A 15565-nucleotide genomic window follows, 5' to 3' on the forward strand; every position below is an offset into this window, starting at 1 on the left:
ACGTCGATGTGCCGGTCCGTCAGCCGGTCACCTCGTCCGCGAGGGCACGCAGGGCGAGGCGGTAGGAACCGACGCCGAATCCGGCCACGGTCCCGGTGGCGACCGCCGCGACCACGGAGGTGTGGCGGAATTCCTCCCGCGCGTACGGGTTCGAGATGTGCACCTCGATCAAAGGGGCGGTGCGCTGGGCCGCCGCGTCCCGCATCCCGTACGAGTAGTGGGTGAAGGCGCCCGGGTTGAGCACGACCGGGATCGACCCGTCCGCGGCCTCGTGGAGCCAGCGGATCAGCTCCCCCTCGTCGTTGGTCTCGCGGACCTCGACGTCCATGCCGAGCTCCTCGCCGACGGCCCGGCAGGTCTCGACGAGTCCGGCGTACGAGGTGGCCCCGTACACGTCGGGCTCACGGGACCCGAGCCGGCCGAGGTTCGGCCCGTTGAGGACGAGGACCCGGCGGCTCACGCCGACACCTCCCCGTACGCGGCGAGCAGGACGGCCGGGTCGGGGCCCTCCAGCACGGTCGGCTTGCCGAGACCGTCGAGGACGATGAAGCGCAGCAGGTCGCCGCGGGACTTCTTGTCGACCCTCATGGTCTCCAGCAGCCTGGGCCACTGGTCGCCGCGGTAGGTCAGAGGCAGTCCGACGGACTCCAGGACCGCGCGGTGCCGGTCGGCGGTGGCGTCGTCGAGACGTCCGGCCAGTCGTCCCAGCTCGGCGGCGAAGACCATCCCGACCGAGACGGCCGCGCCGTGCCGCCACTTGTAGCGCTCGTTCTTCTCGATGGCGTGGGCCAGGGTGTGGCCGTAGTTGAGGATCTCGCGCCGTCCGGACTCCTTGAGGTCGCCGGAGACGACCTCGGCCTTGACCCGGATGGAGCGCTCGATCAGCTCGGCGGTGTGCGGTCCGGTGGGCGTACGGGCGCCCTCGGGGTCCGCCTCGATCAGGTCGAGGATCGCGGGGTCGGCGATGAACCCGGCCTTGATGATCTCGGCCAGGCCGCTGACGTAGTCGTGGACGGGCAGCGAGTCCAGGGCGGCGAGGTCGCACAGGACCCCGGCGGGCGGGTGGAAGGCGCCGACGAGGTTCTTGCCCTCGGCGGTGTTGATGCCCGTCTTGCCGCCGACCGCCGCGTCGACCATGGCGAGCACGGTCGTCGGCACGGCGATCCAGCGCACCCCGCGCAGCCAGGTCGCGGCGACGAATCCGGCCAGGTCCGTGGTGGCTCCGCCGCCGATGCCGACGATGACGTCGGAACGCGTGAAGTGGGACTGGCCCAGGGCCTTCCAGCAGTAGGCGGCGACCTCGGCGGTCTTGGCCTCCTCCGCGTTGGGCACCTGGACGGCGATGGCCTCGTAGCCCTGATCGGCGAGGTCCTGGCGGACCGCGTCACCGGTCTCGGCGAGCGCCTCGGGGTGCAGGACCGCGACGCGTCTGGCCCGGTCGCCGATGAGCGTGGGCAGCTCGCCGAGGAGCTGCCGGCCGATCAGCACGTCGTACGGGTCGGTGCCCGCGCTGCCCGCGACGTGGATGCGGGTGACTGCGTCCGTCATGACTCCTTCTTCAACTCCATTGCGTCGAGGACCGCCTGGGCGACCTCGTCGGGGGTGCGGCCGTCGGTGGCGACGACCACCCGGGCGACCTCGGTGTACAGGGGGCGGCGGGCCTCCATCAGCTCGCGCCACTGCTTGCGCGGGTTGACGGCCAGCAGCGGGCGGGCGACGTTGAGGCCGGTGCGCCGGACCGCCTCCTCGACGTCCATCGAGAGGTAGACGACGGGCAGCGAGGACAGCAGTTCCCGCGTGCCCGCGTCGAGGACCGCGCCGCCGCCGAGGGCGAGGACGCCCTCGTGCTCGGCGGCCGCGGTCCGTACGGCGGCCCGCTCCAGCTCACGGAAACGGGGCTCTCCGTCGTCGACGAAGATGTCCGGGATCTCCCGGCCCTCGGCCGCCACGATGTCCGCGTCGGTGTCCCGGTAGGTGGTGCCGAGCCGTTCGGCGAGCAGCTGCCCGACGGTGGACTTGCCGACGCCCATCGGTCCGACCAGGACGATCAGCGGGCCGCTCATCGGATCCTCAGGTGGTCGAGGTACGAGCGCACGTTGCGGCGAGTCTCGGTGACGCTGTCGCCGCCGAACTTCTCCGCGACGGCGTCGGCCAGGACCAGGGCGACCATCGCCTCGGCGACGATGCCTGCGGCCGGGACGGCGCAGACGTCGGAGCGCTGGTGATGGGCCTTGGCGGCCTCGCCGGTGGCGACGTCGACGGTCGCGAGCGCGCGCGGCACCGTCGCGATGGGCTTCATCGCGGCGCGGACCCGCAGCGGCTCGCCGGTGCTCAGACCGCCCTCGGTGCCGCCCGAGCGGCCGGAGGCGCGCCTGATGCCGTCCTCGGTGACCAGGATCTCGTCGTGCGCCCGGGAGCCGGGGACGCGGGCCAGGTCGAAGCCGTCACCGACCTCGACGCCCTTGATGGCCTGAATGCCCATCAGCGCGGCGGCGAGCCGGGCGTCGAGGCGGCGGTCCCAGTGGACGTGCGAGCCGAGGCCGACGGGCACCCCGTACGCGAGCACCTCGACCACGCCGCCGAGGGTGTCGCCGTCCTTGTGGGCCTGGTCGATCTCCGCGACCATCGCCTCGCTCGCGTCGGGGTCCAGGCAGCGCACGGGGTCGGCGTCGAGCCGTTCGACGTCGGCGGGCGTCGGGAGGACGCCGCGGGGCGCCTTGGCCGCGGCCAGCTCGACCACGTGGCTGACGATCTCGATGCCGGCCGTCTCCTTGAGGTAGGACCGGGCGACGGTGCCGAGCGCGACCCTGGCCGCGGTCTCCCGGGCGCTGGCGCGCTCCAGGATCGGCCGGGCCTCGTCGAAGTCGTACTTCTGCATGCCCGCGAGGTCGGCGTGGCCGGGGCGCGGGCGGGTGAGCGGGGCGTTGCGCGCCAGTTCGGCCAGCGCCTCGGGGTCGACCGGGTCGGCCGACATGACCTGCTCCCACTTGGGCCACTCGGTGTTGCCCACCATCACGGCGACCGGGGAGCCCAGGGTGAGGCCGTGGCGGACCCCGCCGAGGAACGTGACCTCGTCCTTCTCGAACTTCATCCGCGCCCCGCGGCCGTATCCGAGCCGCCGCCGCGCGAGCGCGTCCGCGACCATCTCCGTGGTGATCGGGACGCCTGCGGGAAGACCCTCCAGCGTCGCCACGAGTGCGGGGCCGTGCGACTCCCCCGCGGTCAGCCAGCGCAACCTGCTCAACGGTGCTCCTCATGCTCGCGCCTCGAACTGCGACGGCGCGACCGGGTGCGCGGCCCTGGCCCGCCGCCTCGATCCTCCCACGTCCGGGGGCGTGAACCGGTCGCCGGTCCAGCAGGCGGACGCCTCCCGGCGGCCGGAACACGAGGTCAGCCAGGAGCGAGCGCCGCTTCCCCGGCCTGTCGCATGGCCACGAGGGGCGCGGGCGCACGGCCGGTCATCTGCTCGACCTGGAGCACCGCCTGGTGCACCAGGAGGTCGAGACCTCCGATGACCGTGCCGTTCCGGGCCGCCCACGAGGCGGCGAGTCCGGTCGGCCAGGGCTCGTACAGCACGTCGAAGAGCGTGCCGGGCCGCTCGGGCACGTCGCCGGCCAGCGCGTCGGTGGCACCGGCCGGGGTGGTGGCGACGACCAGGGGGGCGCGCAGCGCCTCGGCCGCCCGTGACCAGTCGCAGGTCCTGACGTCGACGCCGAGTCGTTCGCCCCAGCCGCGCATCTCCCGGCCGCGTTCCGCGCTGCGCACATACGCCGTGACCGGTCCCGCGCAGATCTCGGACAGTGCGGCGAGCGCCGAGGACGCGGTCGCCCCGGCGCCGAGCACGGCGGCCGATTCGACCTTCTCGACGCCGCGTTCCCGCAGGGCGGCGGTCATGCCGGGGACATCGGTGTTGTCACCGGTCCGCCGGCCGTCCGGGGTGAACACGACCGTGTTGACGGCCTCCACCGACGACGCGGTCTCGCTGACGGAGTCCAGCAGCGGGATGACCGCGCGCTTGAGCGGCATGGTGAGCGAGAGACCCGCCCAGGAGGTGTCGAGGCCCTCCATGAAGGCGGGCAGGCCCGCCTCGTCGACCTCGAACCGGTCGTACGTCCAGTCGGTGAGGCCGAGTTCGGCGTAAGCGGCGCGGTGCAGGACCGGGGAGAGCGAGTGCGCGATGGGCGAGCCGAGGACGGCGGCCCGATGACGCGGGTCATTCGAGACCATGGAGTTCCTTGAACTTCTTGTTGAGCTTCTCGTGATCGGCAGCAGTCTTGGTGAACTCGGTCTTCTTGCCGTCGAGCGAGATGAAGAACATCCACCCGTCACCGGTGGGATTGAGCGTCGCACGCAGGGCTTCGGCGCCCGGATTGCTGATCGGCCCTGGCGGAAGACCTTCGTGGTAATAGGTGTTGTACGGATCCGGATTGCTGCGGATCTCGTTGGAGCCGATCTTGATCTTGCTCTGGTTCTTGAGGTAATTGAACGCGGAGTCGAATTCGAGCTTGCGATTCGTGATCGTGTTGTCCGGCTTCAGGCGGTTGTAGACGACCTCGCTCATCTTGCGGAAGTCGTCGTGCGTGAGCCCCTCGGCCTGGACGAGGCTCGCGACGGTGAGCACCTGCCAGGGACCGTCCAGATCGTGCTCCTTGGCGGCCTTCTCGAGGTCGAGCTTGTCGTACTCCTCGTTGGCCCGGGAGACCATCGCCTTGAGAACGGCCTCCGGCTTGGTCCCCTTGGTGACCGGATACGCGACCGGATAGAGGAACCCTTCCAGCGGATCCTTGATGTCCTTGTCATTGCCGGCCCACTCGGGCAGACCGAGGTCGGACGCCTTGGATGCGGCGACTTCCTTGGTCGTGCCCTTTTTGAGGCCCAGCCTCTTGTCGATCAGCTCGTAGATCTGGACGTTGCGGCGTCCCTCGGGAATCACCAGAAGATTCTGGTTCTTGTTGTCGACCAGCATCTTGACGGCCTCGGCCGCGGACATCTTCTCGTGGAGCAGATAGACCCCGGCCTGGATCTGTCCGCCCTTGGGGTTCTCCTTCTGCGCGGCGACGAACGCGTCGACGCTCTTGACGACACCCTTCTCCTTCAGGATGTTGCCGATGTCGTAGCCGTAGAGGCCCTTCGTGATCTCGATCTCGACCTGGCCGGTGCCCTGTCCGGCATAATCCGGCGGCGCGCCGAACTTGTCCTGCCAGAAGGAATAGCCGAGATACCCGACCCCGCCGAGGCCGCCGACCAGGACCACCGCGACGCCCAGACAGGCGTAGCCGTTGCGGCTCTTCTTCTTGCCCTTGCCCTTGCCCCGGCGCTCTTTGCCGCCGCGTGCGGCCCGGCGCGAGGCGGGCGGGTCGTCGTCCTCGTCGCCGTGGTCGTCCTTGCCGCCCGGGGCGTCGGCGCCGGTGAAGAAGGGGTGGGTCTCCTCCGGTTCGGTCTCCGGGTCCCAGTCGGGGTTCTTCGCGGGGGCCGGTCCGGGAGCGGTGTCACGGCCGGCCGGGGGCTGCGGCGGCGGGTAGGCGTCCGGCGTGCCGTACCGGTCGGGCATCTCGCCCTGGCCCGTCGGCCGACCACCGTACGGGTCGGCCGCGTGGGCGTCGTACGGCGCGGCCGGCTGCTGCCCCGGGTCCCAGCCGCCGTCGTGGTAGGCGGGCTGCTGGGGTTGCTGCTGGTGCCCCTGCGGCGGCGGCTGCTGCGCGTACGGATCCTGCGGGGTTCCGTACGCGGGCTGCTGGTGGTACTGCTGCCCGTACGGATCGGCCGCCTGCGGGTGCTGCGCGTACGGGTCCTGCGGCTGCTGCGCGTAGCCGCCCTGGCCGTACGGGTCCTGGTGGTACGCGTCCTGGTGGTACGGGTCCTGCGCATAGGGGTCCTGGGGATGGGGCTGCTGCCCGCCGTCGTACTGGCCCCGGCCGTGGGCGGACTGCTGTCCCCCCCACCCCTGGTCCCCGTGCAAGGGGTCCTCGGGATGCCACGGTTCGGAGCCGGGGCCCCGGCCATACTCAGTCATCGATCCCCTAGAGCCGCGAGGCGACGTTCCGCCTCTTCGCTGTGCGGTGCTTGTTCGAACACCGCCGCATCGCGCGGAACGTTACCGTATCGCGATCAGCCCTCCACCTCGACGCCTTCACCGGGTGCTCTGCCCGACGCCCGTTCGGACTCGAGGGCGTTCTGGAGGATCACCACGGCCGCAGCCTGGTCGATGACGGAGCGGCCCTTCTTCGACTTCACGCCCGAGGCGCGCAGCCCCTGACTGGCCGTCACCGTCGTCATCCGCTCGTCGACCAGCCGCACCGGAAGGGGGGACACCGAGCGGGCCATCTCCCGTGCGAAGCCCCGGATCTTGGCGGCCGCGGGCCCTTCGCCACCGCCGAGGGAGCGCGGCAGACCGATGATGATCTCGATCGGCTCGTACTCCTCGACGATCTGCCTCAGCCGCCGGTGGGCTGCCGGGACGTCACGCCCCGGCACGGTCTCCACCGGTGTGGCGAGGATCCCGTCGGGGTCGCACGAGGCGACCCCGATCCGGGCGTCCCCGACGTCGATCGCGAGGCGGCGGCCCCGGCGCATCCCCGTCGCTCCCGTCACGTCCGCCGTCATGCCGTCTCGGTGACGAGGCGTTCGACCGCGGCCACGGCCTCGTCGACGGCCTCGGGGTTCTGGCCGCCGCCCTGCGCGACGTCCGGCTTGCCGCCGCCACCGCCGCCCAGGGTCTTGGCGGCCGTGCGGACCAGGTCGCCGGCCTTGAGACCGCGCTCGCGGGCGGCCTCGTTGGTGGCGATCACGGTCAGCGGGCGCCCGTTCGCCGTGGTGAACAGGGCCACGACGGCCGGGCGGCCGCCCTGGATGCGCCCGCGCACGTCGAGGACCAGCTTGCGCAGGTCGTCGGCGGAGGTGCCGTCCGGGACCTGCCCGGTGACGAGGGCGACGCCCCGTACGTCCCTGGCGGACTCGACGAGCCCGGCGGCGGCCTGGAGGACCTTCTCCGCGCGGAACTTCTCGATCTCCTTCTCGGCGTCCTTCAGCTTGCCGAGCATTCCGGCGATCTTCTCCGGAAGCTCCTCGGGACGGCCCTTGACCAGCTCCTGGAGCTGGGCGACGACCGTGTGCTCCCGGGCCAGGAAGTTGTACGCGTCGACACCGACGAGAGCCTCGATGCGGCGCACGCCGGAGCCGATGGACGATTCGCCGAGCAGCTTCACCAGACCCAGCTGGGCGGTGTTGTGGACGTGCGTACCGCCGCACAGCTCCTTGGAGAAGTCCCCGATGGTGACGACCCGGACCTGCTCGCCGTACTTCTCGCCGAACTCGGCGATGGCGCCCTGCTTCTTGGCCTCGTCGATCGGCATGACCTCGGCGTGGACGTCGAGTTCGCGGGCCAGGACCTCGTTGATCTTCTGCTCGACGTCGGTGAGGACCGTGCCCGGCACGGCGGACGGCGAACCGAAGTCGAAACGGAAGCGGCCCGGCGAGTTCTCCGAACCGGCCTGGGCGGCCGTCGGGCCCAGCGCGTCGCGCAGCGCCTGGTGCGTGAGGTGGGTGGCGCTGTGGGCGCGGGCGATGGCACGGCGGCGGGTGGTGTCGATGACGGCGTACGCGGAGGCGCCCACCGTGACCTCGCCGACCTGGACCGACCCCTTGTGGACGGAGACGCCGGGGACGGGCTGCTGGACGTCGCGGACCTGGATGACGGCGCCGCTGTGCAGCCGGATCCGGCCCTGGTCGGCGAGCTGGCCGCCGCCCTCGGCGTAGAACGGGGTGCGGTCGAGGACGACCTCGACCTCGTCGCCCTCGGAGGCGGCGGGCGAGGGCACGCCGTCGACGAGCAGGCCGACGACGGTCGACTCGCCCTCGGTGGCGGTGTAGCCGGTGAACTCGGTGGTGCCGGAGTCGTCCGCGACCGCGCGGTAGGCGGACAGGTCGGCGTGACCGGTCTTCTTGGCCTTGGCGTCGGCCTTGGCCCGCTCCCGCTGCTCCTTCATCAGGCGGCGGAAGCCGTCCTCGTCCACGGACAGGCCCTGTTCGGCGGCCATCTCCAGGGTGAGGTCGATCGGGAAGCCCCAGGTGTCGTGGAGCAGGAACGCCTTCTCGCCGGGCAGGACCTTGCCGCCCGCGGCCTTGGTCTCGGTGACGGCGGTGTCGAGGATGTTGGTGCCGCCCTTGAGGGCCTTGAGGAAGGCGGCCTCCTCGGCGAGGGCGACACTCTCGATGCGCTTGCGGTCGGTGGCCAGCTCCGGGTACTGCTGCCCCATCGTGTCGACCACGGCGTCGACCAGGTCCTTGACGACCGGCCCGGTGGCGCCCAGCAGCCGCATGTTGCGGATGGCGCGGCGCATGATGCGGCGCAGCACGTAGCCGCGGCCCTCGTTGCCGGGGGTGACTCCGTCGCCGATGAGCATCACGGAGGTACGGATGTGGTCGGCGACCACGCGCAGCGAGACGTCGCTGCCATGGGCCCTGCCGTAGGCGACGCCGGTGAGCTTGGTGGCCCGGTCGATGACGACCTTGAGCGTGTCCGTCTCGTACATGTTCTGCACGCCCTGCAGGATCATGGCGAGGCGTTCCAGGCCGAGGCCCGTGTCGATGTTCTTCGACGGCAGGTCGCCGAGGATCGGGAAGTCCTCCTTGCCGTCACCGGCGCCGCGCTCGTACTGCATGAAGACCAGGTTCCAGATCTCCACGTAGCGCTCGTCGTTGACGGCCGGGCCGCCCTCGGCGCCGAACTCGGGGCCGCGGTCGTAGTTGATCTCGGAGCAGGGGCCGCAGGGTCCGGGGACGCCCATCGACCAGAAGTTGTCCTTCTTGCCCAGGCGCTGGATGCGCTCGGCCGGCACGCCGATCTTGTCGCGCCAGATCTGCTCGGCCTCGTCGTCGTCGAGGTAGACCGTGATCCACAGCCGCTCGGGGTCGAGGCCGTAGCCGCCGTCCGCCACGGAGCCGGTGAGCAGCTCCCAGGCGAGTGTGATGGCGCCTTCCTTGAAGTAGTCCCCGAAGGAGAAGTTGCCGCACATCTGGAAGAACGTGCCGTGCCGGGTGGTCTTGCCGACCTCCTCGATGTCCGGCGTGCGGACGCACTTCTGCACGCTGGTGACGCGCGGGGCGGGCGGCTTGACCTCGCCGAGGAAGTACGGCTTGAAGGGCACCATGCCCGCGGGGACCAGCAGCAGAGTCGGGTCGTCCGCGATGAGCGACGCCGAAGGGACGACGGTGTGACCGCGCTCCTCGAAGAAGCTCAGCCAGCGGCGACGAATTTCAGCCGACTCCATCAGTGGTCCTCATTCCGGTTGTACGGGTTGTAGGTGTACGAGTTGCGGGGAGGCGTACGGCGGTCGCCGGCCGCGAGGGCCCTGTCCGGCCCGACGGGCTCGGCCGCCTCGACGACGGCGAAGCGGGGGCGCGCGGGCAGCTCGGGGTCGACCGGCGCCTCCAGCCCCAGGGCCTCGCCCAGTTCGGCCTCGCGCCGCACCATCGACTCACGGACGTCCAGGGCGAAGTCCTTGATCCGGTGGCCGGTCTCGACGGCCCGGTCCGCGGCCTGTGCCGCGAGGCTCTCGGGGGTCAGCTGCCTGAGCTTGCGGTTGACCTTGGTGGTGGCCCAGACACCGGCGGCTGCGCCGGCGGTGAACCAGAACGTGCGGCGGAACATCGCTGCGTCAGTCCTTCGGTCCGCGGGGGTTTCTGCCGGTGCGCCTCCCACCGCGCACGGGGGGCACGGTACGGCCGACGATCACCGTGCGCCGGGCCGCCCGTCGGGCGGGTTCCTGTTCGGCACCGGTCCGGCGGCCGATGGCCTGCCGGACCCCGTACCCGAACGCGGCGACCTTGACGAGCGGGCCGCCGAAGGTCGAGGCGACGGTGGTGGAGAGCGCCGAGGCGTTCGAGGTGACTTCCTGGACGTCCGTCGCGATCGCGTCGACCCGGTCGAGCTGGGTCTGCGCGGAGCGCACGGTCGCGGAGGCGTCCGCGAGCAGCGGGACGGCCTGTTCGGTCACGTCCGCCACGAGTCTGGTGGTCGCCCTGAGCGTCTGGGCCAGCCTCACCAGTACGACGGCGAGGAACGAAACCAGGATCGCCCAGAAGACGGCCACCAGGATCCCGGCCACCTCTCCACCGGACACTGTGTGCACCGCTCTCTGGATAGTCGCTGTCTCTGTGCTGTCTCTGCTCGGTACCGACGCCCTCCGCCACGGACAGCGGGACGTCGTCTACCGAGCCTATCGCGCCGGTGGTCGCGTCCCGTACCGCATTCTCTGCGGACAGGTATGCGATCCCATCAGGTGATTGTACGGAGAGCACTCGTACAAGTACTGTGCGTGTTTCATGCGACGCCCTCACCTCCCCCACGACCCGAGCGCCCCCACCTCCGCCGGCAACCTCCCGGCGGAGCTCAGTGAATTCGTGGGACGGGAGGACGAACTGGCCTTACTCCGCCACGTGATGGACCGGGCACGATTGGTCACCGTCGTCGGCGTCGGCGGGGTGGGCAAGACCCGCTGCGCCCTCAAGATCGCGACACAACTGGAGAAGACACAGCTGGAGAAACGGTACTGCGGCCACGTCCGGATGGTGGAGCTGTCCGCCCTCCACGAGCCCGATCTGCTGGACCACGCCGTGGTCGACGCCCTCGGCCTCACCGACCACACCGGCAGGCCGCCCCGCACGATCCTCCACGAACACCTCGCCGAACACCGGCTCCTCCTGGTGATCGACGGCTTCGAGCATCTCGTGGACGCCTGCGCCGGCCTGGTGGGCGAGCTGCTGCGCCGGCATCCGCGGCTGCGGGTGCTGGCCACCGGGCGGCTTCCGCTGGACGTGGACGGCGAGCACGTCTTCCCGCTCGCCCCGATGACGGACGAGGACGCGATACGACTGTTCGCCGAGCGCGCCGCCGCGGTACGGCCGGACTTCCGGCTGGCCGAGGAGAACCGGGCCGCCGCACGGGAACTGTGCCGCCGCCTGGACGGGATCCCGCTCGCCCTGGAACTCGCCGCGGGACGGCTGCGCGTCCTGTCGACCGAGCAGGTGCTGCAACGCCTGGACGACCGGTTCCGGCTGCTGACCGGCTCCAGCCGCAGCGCGCTGCCACGTCATCGGACGCTCCGCACGGCCATCGGCTGGAGCCACGAACTCTGCACTCCGCAGCAGCGTCTGCTGTGGGCGAGGCTCTCGGTCTTCGCCGGGCAGTTCGACCTGGAGGCGGCCGAGTACGTCTGCGGAGGAACCGGCCTTCCGGTCGAGGCGGTGCTCGACGCGCTCTCCGGGCTGCTGGCGCAGTCGGTCGTGGCGCGCGAGGAAACAGCGGTCGGCAGCCGGTACCGGATGCTGGACACCATGCGCGAGTACGGCGCCGAGTGGCTGGTGGCCACCGGCGACACGGACCGGTTGCGCCGCCGGCACCGCGACTGGTTCCTGGGGCTCGCCACCTGGTGCGAGCTGGACTGGTTCGGTCCCCGGCAGAGCCAGGTGGCCGCCAGGGCGGAGAGTGAACTGCCGAATCTGCGGCAGGCGATGGAGTGTTCGCTGGAGATCCCGGGCGAGGAGCACCTCGCGCAGTACCTGGCGGCCACGCTCTGGTTCCTCTGGGTGGGCTGCGGGCGCCTCTCGGAGGGCAGACGCTGGCTGGACCACGTGCTGGAGGAGGAGACGCCGTACGACCCCTCGCGGCTGAAGGCGCTGTGGGTGCTCGGGCACGTGGCCGTGGTGCAGGGCGACCCGATCGGTGCGATCGCCGCGCTCCAGGAGTGCCGGGAGGAGGCGGACCGGGCCGACGACGCCACGGCGCTGGCGTACGCGGTGCACCGGCTGGGGTGCCTGGCCCTGGTCACGGACGACATGACCAGGGCGCGGGAGCTGTTGACCGAGGCCCTCGGCCGCTACCGGGAACTCGGCGAGCTGAACAGCAATGTACTGATGGCGCGGATCGAGCTCGCGATGGCGGTCGGGTTCCACGGGGACGTCGACGGCGCGGCGGAGATCTGCGAGGAGGTCAGGGAGATCTGCGAGGACCACGGGGAGCGGTGGGCCCTCTCGTACGCTCTGTACGTCCTGGCCTACGCCGCGCTGCAGGAGGGCCGGCCGGAGCGGGCCCGGGAGCTGCTCAGGGAGTCCCTGACGATCGGGCACACCTTCCACGACCTGCTGGTCTCGGTGCTCGTCCTGGAACTGCTGGCCCTGGTCACGGCGGTCGAGGGCGACGCGGCGGAGGCCGCGCTGCTCCAGGGGGCCGCCGACCGGATCTGGCCGTCGGTGGGACTGCCCCTGTTCGGCTCGGCGCACTTCGGCCATCCGCGGGTCCGGTGCGAGGCACTGGCGCGGCGGGAGCTGGGCGACGGCCCGTACGAGGCGGGGCTGCGCGCGGGTGGCGCGCTGGATCCGGACGCGGTGGTGGCCAGGGTGCTGGCGGACGGGGCCGACGAGGAGCCGCAGGGTCCCGGCCGCCCTCGCGGACCGGTGCTCGGCGCCGGGAAAGCACTCAGGCCCGCACCGTCCCCCACGAGGGGGGCGGTCGGGCCCGAGCACGAACCGTGAGCGGCTACGCCTGAATCAGCGGGCGTAGTACTCGACGACGAGCTGCTCGTCGCAGATGACGGGGATTTCCTTGCGGTTCGGGTCCCGGTCGAGGCGGAAGGCCAGGGCCTTCAGGTTCACCTGCAGGTAGCGCGGGGTCTCGCCGTCCGTGGCGTAGCCACCCTCGCGGGCCACCTGGAAGGGGTACTTGTCGCGGCTGCGCTCGCGGACCGTCACGACCTGGTCGGGGCGGACGCGGTAGGACGGCTTGTCGACCTTGCGGCCGTCGATCTCGATGTGGCCGTGCACGACCATCTGACGGGCCTGGTAGATGGTGCGGGCGAGGCCCGAACGCAGCACCAGGGCGTCGAGACGGCGCTCCAGCTCGACGACGAGCGCCTCGCCCGTCTTGCCCTCGGCCTTCTTGGCGCGGTCGTAGGCACGCACCATCTGGCGCTCGCTGATGTCGTACTGGGCACGCAGACGCTGCTTCTCCAGCAGACGGACCTTGTAGTCCGAGTTCTGCTTGCGGCCACGGCCGTGCTCGCCCGGCGGGTAGGGGCGGGCCTCGAAGTACTTGACGGCCTTCGGCGTCAGTGCGATGCCGAGCGCGCGGCTCTTCTTGACCTTGGGACGCGACTGGTTAGGCACGTTCTCCAGACCTCCGTTGTAGGTTAGGTTAGGCTCACCTTAGTTGAGGAGATCGCATGTCTCGCCCGGGGAACACCAGTCACATCACGGACAGCACTGACAATCTCGACACCTCACAGGGTGCCGACATGACGGAGGACCGATCAGATCGTGGTCAGCCGCGTCCCGGCGGGCCAGAAACCACTCGGATGCCGTCAGCAGCCGAGCGCACACGAACTCTCGTACAGAATACCTGCTCGGCGGTACTGCTCGTGCCCGGGCTGCGCACGGCCGACTGGGACGGTCTGGTGACGTCCGCCAGGAGCGTGGGGCCCGAAGGCGACCTGTTCCTCGAACTGCCCACGGCCTCCCCGGTCGTACGGGCCGCGACGCACGCCGAGGACGACGAGCTGGTCGCGACGCTGGAGATCACGGACGTCGCCCCGGTCTCCGTGCCGCACCGCGTCCGGGCCCACGCCCGGGTCTCGGGATGGCTCACCACCGTGCCCGGACTGTCGGGCCCCGGCCGGACGACGCTGCGGCTGGAGACGGGCGAGGCGTACGTCGACGACCTGTGGGGCGCCGAGGCGGTCGAGCCCGACGCCTTCCGGGACGCGGTGCCCGATCCGCTCGCCGGTCACGAGACGGAGCTGCTCCAGCATCTGCACGCGGCCCACGGGGAACAGCTGGGCACGCTGTGCTCGCTGCTGGGCGGGCGGACGTCCCGTCGCTGCGCGGCACACCGGCCCTCCATCGTGCCGCTGGCACTGGACCGGTTCGGGCTGCGGGTACGCGTGCGCGAGGACCGCGACCGGTGCTTCGACGCGCGCTTCGAGTTCCCCGAGCCGGTGCGCGACGTCGTCGAGCTGCGCCACGCCATGCGCACGCTCTTCGAGGCGGCGGCGCGTTGAGACGGGTCGCGCTTCTCTCGGGGACGGGCCCCGGGAGGCTCGCGCCCCGCTGATACGGGTGGACACCCGCCCCTGCCGGCCGCGCTCAGTCGCCGGACCGCGCCGCCTCGTCGTCGGGACCGGACCGGCCGAGCCGCTCGCGCACCCGTTCCACCACGTCCGCGTAGCGCGCCTCCGCGCCGTAGCGCGTGGGACGGTAGTACCGCCGGTCATGGACGGCGTCCGGGGCGTACTGCTGGGCGGCGATGCCGCCGGGGACGTCGTGCGGGTACACATAGCCCTGGGCGTGGCCCAGCTTGGCGGCGCCCTTGTAGTGGCCGTCGCGCAGATGGGCCGGTACGGAGCCCGCGAGGCCCCCCCGCACATCCTCCTGCGCGGCGGAGATCGCGAGCGTCGCCGCGTTGGACTTGGGCGCCAGGGCCAGGGCGATCGTGGCGTGGCTCAGGGTGAGTGCGGCCTCCGGGAATCCGATCATGGCGACCGCCTGCGCCGCCGCGACGGCGGTGGGCAGCGCCGTGGGATCGGCGAGGCCGATGTCCTCGCTGGCCGAGATCATCAGCCGCCGGGCGATGAACCGGGGGTCCTCCCCCGCCTCGATCATCCGGGCCAGATAGTGCAGGGCGGCGTCGACGTCGGAGCCGCGGATGGACTTGATGAGCGCGCTGGCCACGTCGTAGTGCTGGTCGCCGTCCCGGTCGTAGGTGACGGCGGCGCGATCGACGGTCTCCTCCAGGGTGCGGAGGGTGATCTCCTTCTCCTGCTTGTCCAGGGCCGCGCCGGCCGCCGCCTCCAGCGCGGTGAGCGCCCGGCGGGCGTCGCCGCCCGCGATGCGGAGCAGATGCTCCTCGGCGTCGCCCGGCAGACTCACCGCGCCGCCCAGTCCGCGCTCGTCGCTCAGGGCGCGGCGGAGCAGACCGCGCAGATCGTCGTCCGTGAGCGGTTCCAGGGTGAGGAGCAGCGAGCGCGACAGGAGCGGCGAGATGACGGAGAAGTAGGGGTTCTCCGTGGTCGCGGCGATCAGGGTCACCCAGCGGTTCTCCACGGCGGGGAGCAGCGAGTCCTGCTGGGCCTTGGAGAAGCGATGGATCTCGTCGAGGAAGAGGACGGTCTCCTTGCCGTAGCCTCCGGTGGCGCGGCGGGCCCCGTCGATGACGGCCCGCACCTCCTTGACGCCCGCGGTGATCGCGGAGAGTTCGACGAAGCGCTTGTCGGTGGCCTTGCTGACCACGTAGGCCAGCGTCGTCTTCCCGATGCCGGGCGGGCCCCACAGAAGCACCGACGACGGACCCGCCGGGCCGCCGTTCCGCTCGCCGACGAGACGGCGCAGTGGCGAGCCCGGCTTGAGCAGATGCTGCTGTCCGACGACCTCGTCGAGAGTACGGGGGCGCATCCGGACAGCGAGGGGGCTGCTGGACGGGTCGTTCTCCTGGCGTTCCTCGGCGGCTGCGGTAAAGAGGTCGGGCTCCACGTGCTGAAGCCTATGTCACGACACCGACACCCCCGCCGGGCCGGCC

Annotated in this window: 14 protein-coding genes; 2 read left to right on the top strand and 12 right to left on the bottom strand. The window is 71.4% G+C overall.

The window, feature by feature from the left end:
* Window positions 1–19: 19 nt before the first annotated feature.
* The 10 genes from aroQ to ACFYXM_RS18045 form a co-directional block, all read right to left on the bottom strand.
* A complete protein-coding gene (aroQ, locus tag ACFYXM_RS18000) occupies window positions 20–460 on the bottom strand; it encodes a type II 3-dehydroquinate dehydratase (RefSeq protein WP_389290340.1) in 441 nt (146 codons plus the stop codon).
* Entirely contained in the window at window positions 457–1548 is a 1092-nt protein-coding gene (aroB, locus tag ACFYXM_RS18005; protein ID WP_389290341.1) for a 3-dehydroquinate synthase, read from the bottom strand. The genes aroQ and aroB overlap by 4 nt, the downstream gene beginning before the upstream one ends.
* The gene (locus ACFYXM_RS18010; RefSeq protein ID WP_389290342.1) at window positions 1545–2063 is read right to left on the bottom strand and encodes a shikimate kinase; all 519 of its coding nucleotides are present in this window, start codon (window positions 2061–2063) and stop codon (window positions 1545–1547) included. Before ACFYXM_RS18010 ends, aroB begins: the two co-directional genes overlap by 4 nt.
* Window positions 2060–3244: a chorismate synthase gene (gene aroC, locus ACFYXM_RS18015; protein WP_389290344.1), complete on the bottom strand. Its 1185-nt coding sequence runs from the start codon at window positions 3242–3244 to the stop codon at window positions 2060–2062. Before aroC ends, ACFYXM_RS18010 begins: the two co-directional genes overlap by 4 nt.
* A 146-nt stretch (window positions 3245–3390) precedes the next feature.
* Window positions 3391–4227 carry a shikimate dehydrogenase gene (locus tag ACFYXM_RS18020; RefSeq protein WP_389290345.1) on the bottom strand — a complete coding sequence of 279 codons (837 nt, stop codon included), beginning with the start codon at window positions 4225–4227 and terminating at the stop codon, window positions 3391–3393.
* The gene (gene mltG / locus ACFYXM_RS18025) at window positions 4214–6013 is read right to left on the bottom strand and encodes an endolytic transglycosylase MltG (protein WP_389290347.1); all 1800 of its coding nucleotides are present in this window, start codon (window positions 6011–6013) and stop codon (window positions 4214–4216) included. Before mltG ends, ACFYXM_RS18020 begins: the two co-directional genes overlap by 14 nt.
* Before the next feature lie 95 nt (window positions 6014–6108).
* Entirely contained in the window at window positions 6109–6573 is a 465-nt protein-coding gene (gene ruvX / locus ACFYXM_RS18030) for a Holliday junction resolvase RuvX (protein WP_389290538.1), read from the bottom strand.
* 26 nt (window positions 6574–6599) lie between these two features.
* On the bottom strand, window positions 6600–9269 hold the full coding sequence (gene alaS, locus ACFYXM_RS18035; RefSeq protein ID WP_389290349.1) for an alanine--tRNA ligase: 2670 nt from the start codon (window positions 9267–9269) through the stop codon (window positions 6600–6602).
* Window positions 9269–9649, bottom strand: coding sequence for a hypothetical protein (locus tag ACFYXM_RS18040; RefSeq protein ID WP_389290351.1), 381 nt, complete (start codon window positions 9647–9649; stop codon window positions 9269–9271). Before ACFYXM_RS18040 ends, alaS begins: the two co-directional genes overlap by 1 nt.
* Before the next feature lie 7 nt (window positions 9650–9656).
* Complete coding sequence (locus ACFYXM_RS18045) at window positions 9657–10106, bottom strand: DUF948 domain-containing protein (protein WP_389290540.1); 450 nt, start codon at window positions 10104–10106, stop codon at window positions 9657–9659.
* A gap of 217 nt (window positions 10107–10323) precedes the next feature.
* On the opposite strand from ACFYXM_RS18045, the gene ACFYXM_RS18050 reads away from it, so the two are divergent.
* Window positions 10324–12531, top strand: a complete 2208-nt coding sequence (locus ACFYXM_RS18050) for an ATP-binding protein (RefSeq protein WP_389290352.1) — start codon at window positions 10324–10326, stop codon at window positions 12529–12531.
* Between the two features lie 15 nt (window positions 12532–12546).
* Here the strand turns inward: ACFYXM_RS18050 and rpsD are convergent, their stop codons facing one another.
* Window positions 12547–13161, bottom strand: coding sequence for a 30S ribosomal protein S4 (gene rpsD, locus ACFYXM_RS18055; RefSeq protein WP_360114604.1), 615 nt, complete (start codon window positions 13159–13161; stop codon window positions 12547–12549).
* Window positions 13162–13349: 188 nt separating this feature from the next.
* On the opposite strand from rpsD, the gene ACFYXM_RS18060 reads away from it, so the two are divergent.
* Entirely contained in the window at window positions 13350–14051 is a 702-nt protein-coding gene (locus ACFYXM_RS18060) for a DUF2470 domain-containing protein (protein WP_389290354.1), read from the top strand.
* Window positions 14052–14136: 85 nt separating this feature from the next.
* On the opposite strand, the gene ACFYXM_RS18065 is transcribed toward ACFYXM_RS18060, so the two are convergent.
* Window positions 14137–15519 carry a replication-associated recombination protein A gene (locus ACFYXM_RS18065; protein ID WP_389290356.1) on the bottom strand — a complete coding sequence of 461 codons (1383 nt, stop codon included), beginning with the start codon at window positions 15517–15519 and terminating at the stop codon, window positions 14137–14139.
* Window positions 15520–15565 lie beyond the last annotated feature (46 nt).

This window comes from Streptomyces sp. NPDC002476 (assembly GCF_042889785.1).
Taxonomy (GTDB): Bacteria; Actinomycetota; Actinomycetes; order Streptomycetales; family Streptomycetaceae; genus Streptomyces.

Coding starts and splice junctions, on each gene's coding strand:
- aroB (WP_389290341.1), bottom strand. CDS start 1,548: ATGACGGACGCAGTCACCCGCATCCACGTCGCGGGCAGCGCGGGCACC.
- alaS (WP_389290349.1), bottom strand. CDS start 9,269: ATGGAGTCGGCTGAAATTCGTCGCCGCTGGCTGAGCTTCTTCGAGGAG.
- ACFYXM_RS18010 (WP_389290342.1), bottom strand. CDS start 2,063: ATGAGCGGCCCGCTGATCGTCCTGGTCGGACCGATGGGCGTCGGCAAG.
- ruvX (WP_389290538.1), bottom strand. CDS start 6,573: ATGCGCCGGGGCCGCCGCCTCGCGATCGACGTCGGGGACGCCCGGATC.
- ACFYXM_RS18060 (WP_389290354.1), top strand. CDS start 13,350: ATGCCGTCAGCAGCCGAGCGCACACGAACTCTCGTACAGAATACCTGC.
- ACFYXM_RS18040 (WP_389290351.1), bottom strand. CDS start 9,649: ATGTTCCGCCGCACGTTCTGGTTCACCGCCGGCGCAGCCGCCGGTGTC.
- mltG (WP_389290347.1), bottom strand. CDS start 6,013: ATGACTGAGTATGGCCGGGGCCCCGGCTCCGAACCGTGGCATCCCGAG.
- ACFYXM_RS18050 (WP_389290352.1), top strand. CDS start 10,324: ATGCGACGCCCTCACCTCCCCCACGACCCGAGCGCCCCCACCTCCGCC.
- ACFYXM_RS18020 (WP_389290345.1), bottom strand. CDS start 4,227: ATGGTCTCGAATGACCCGCGTCATCGGGCCGCCGTCCTCGGCTCGCCC.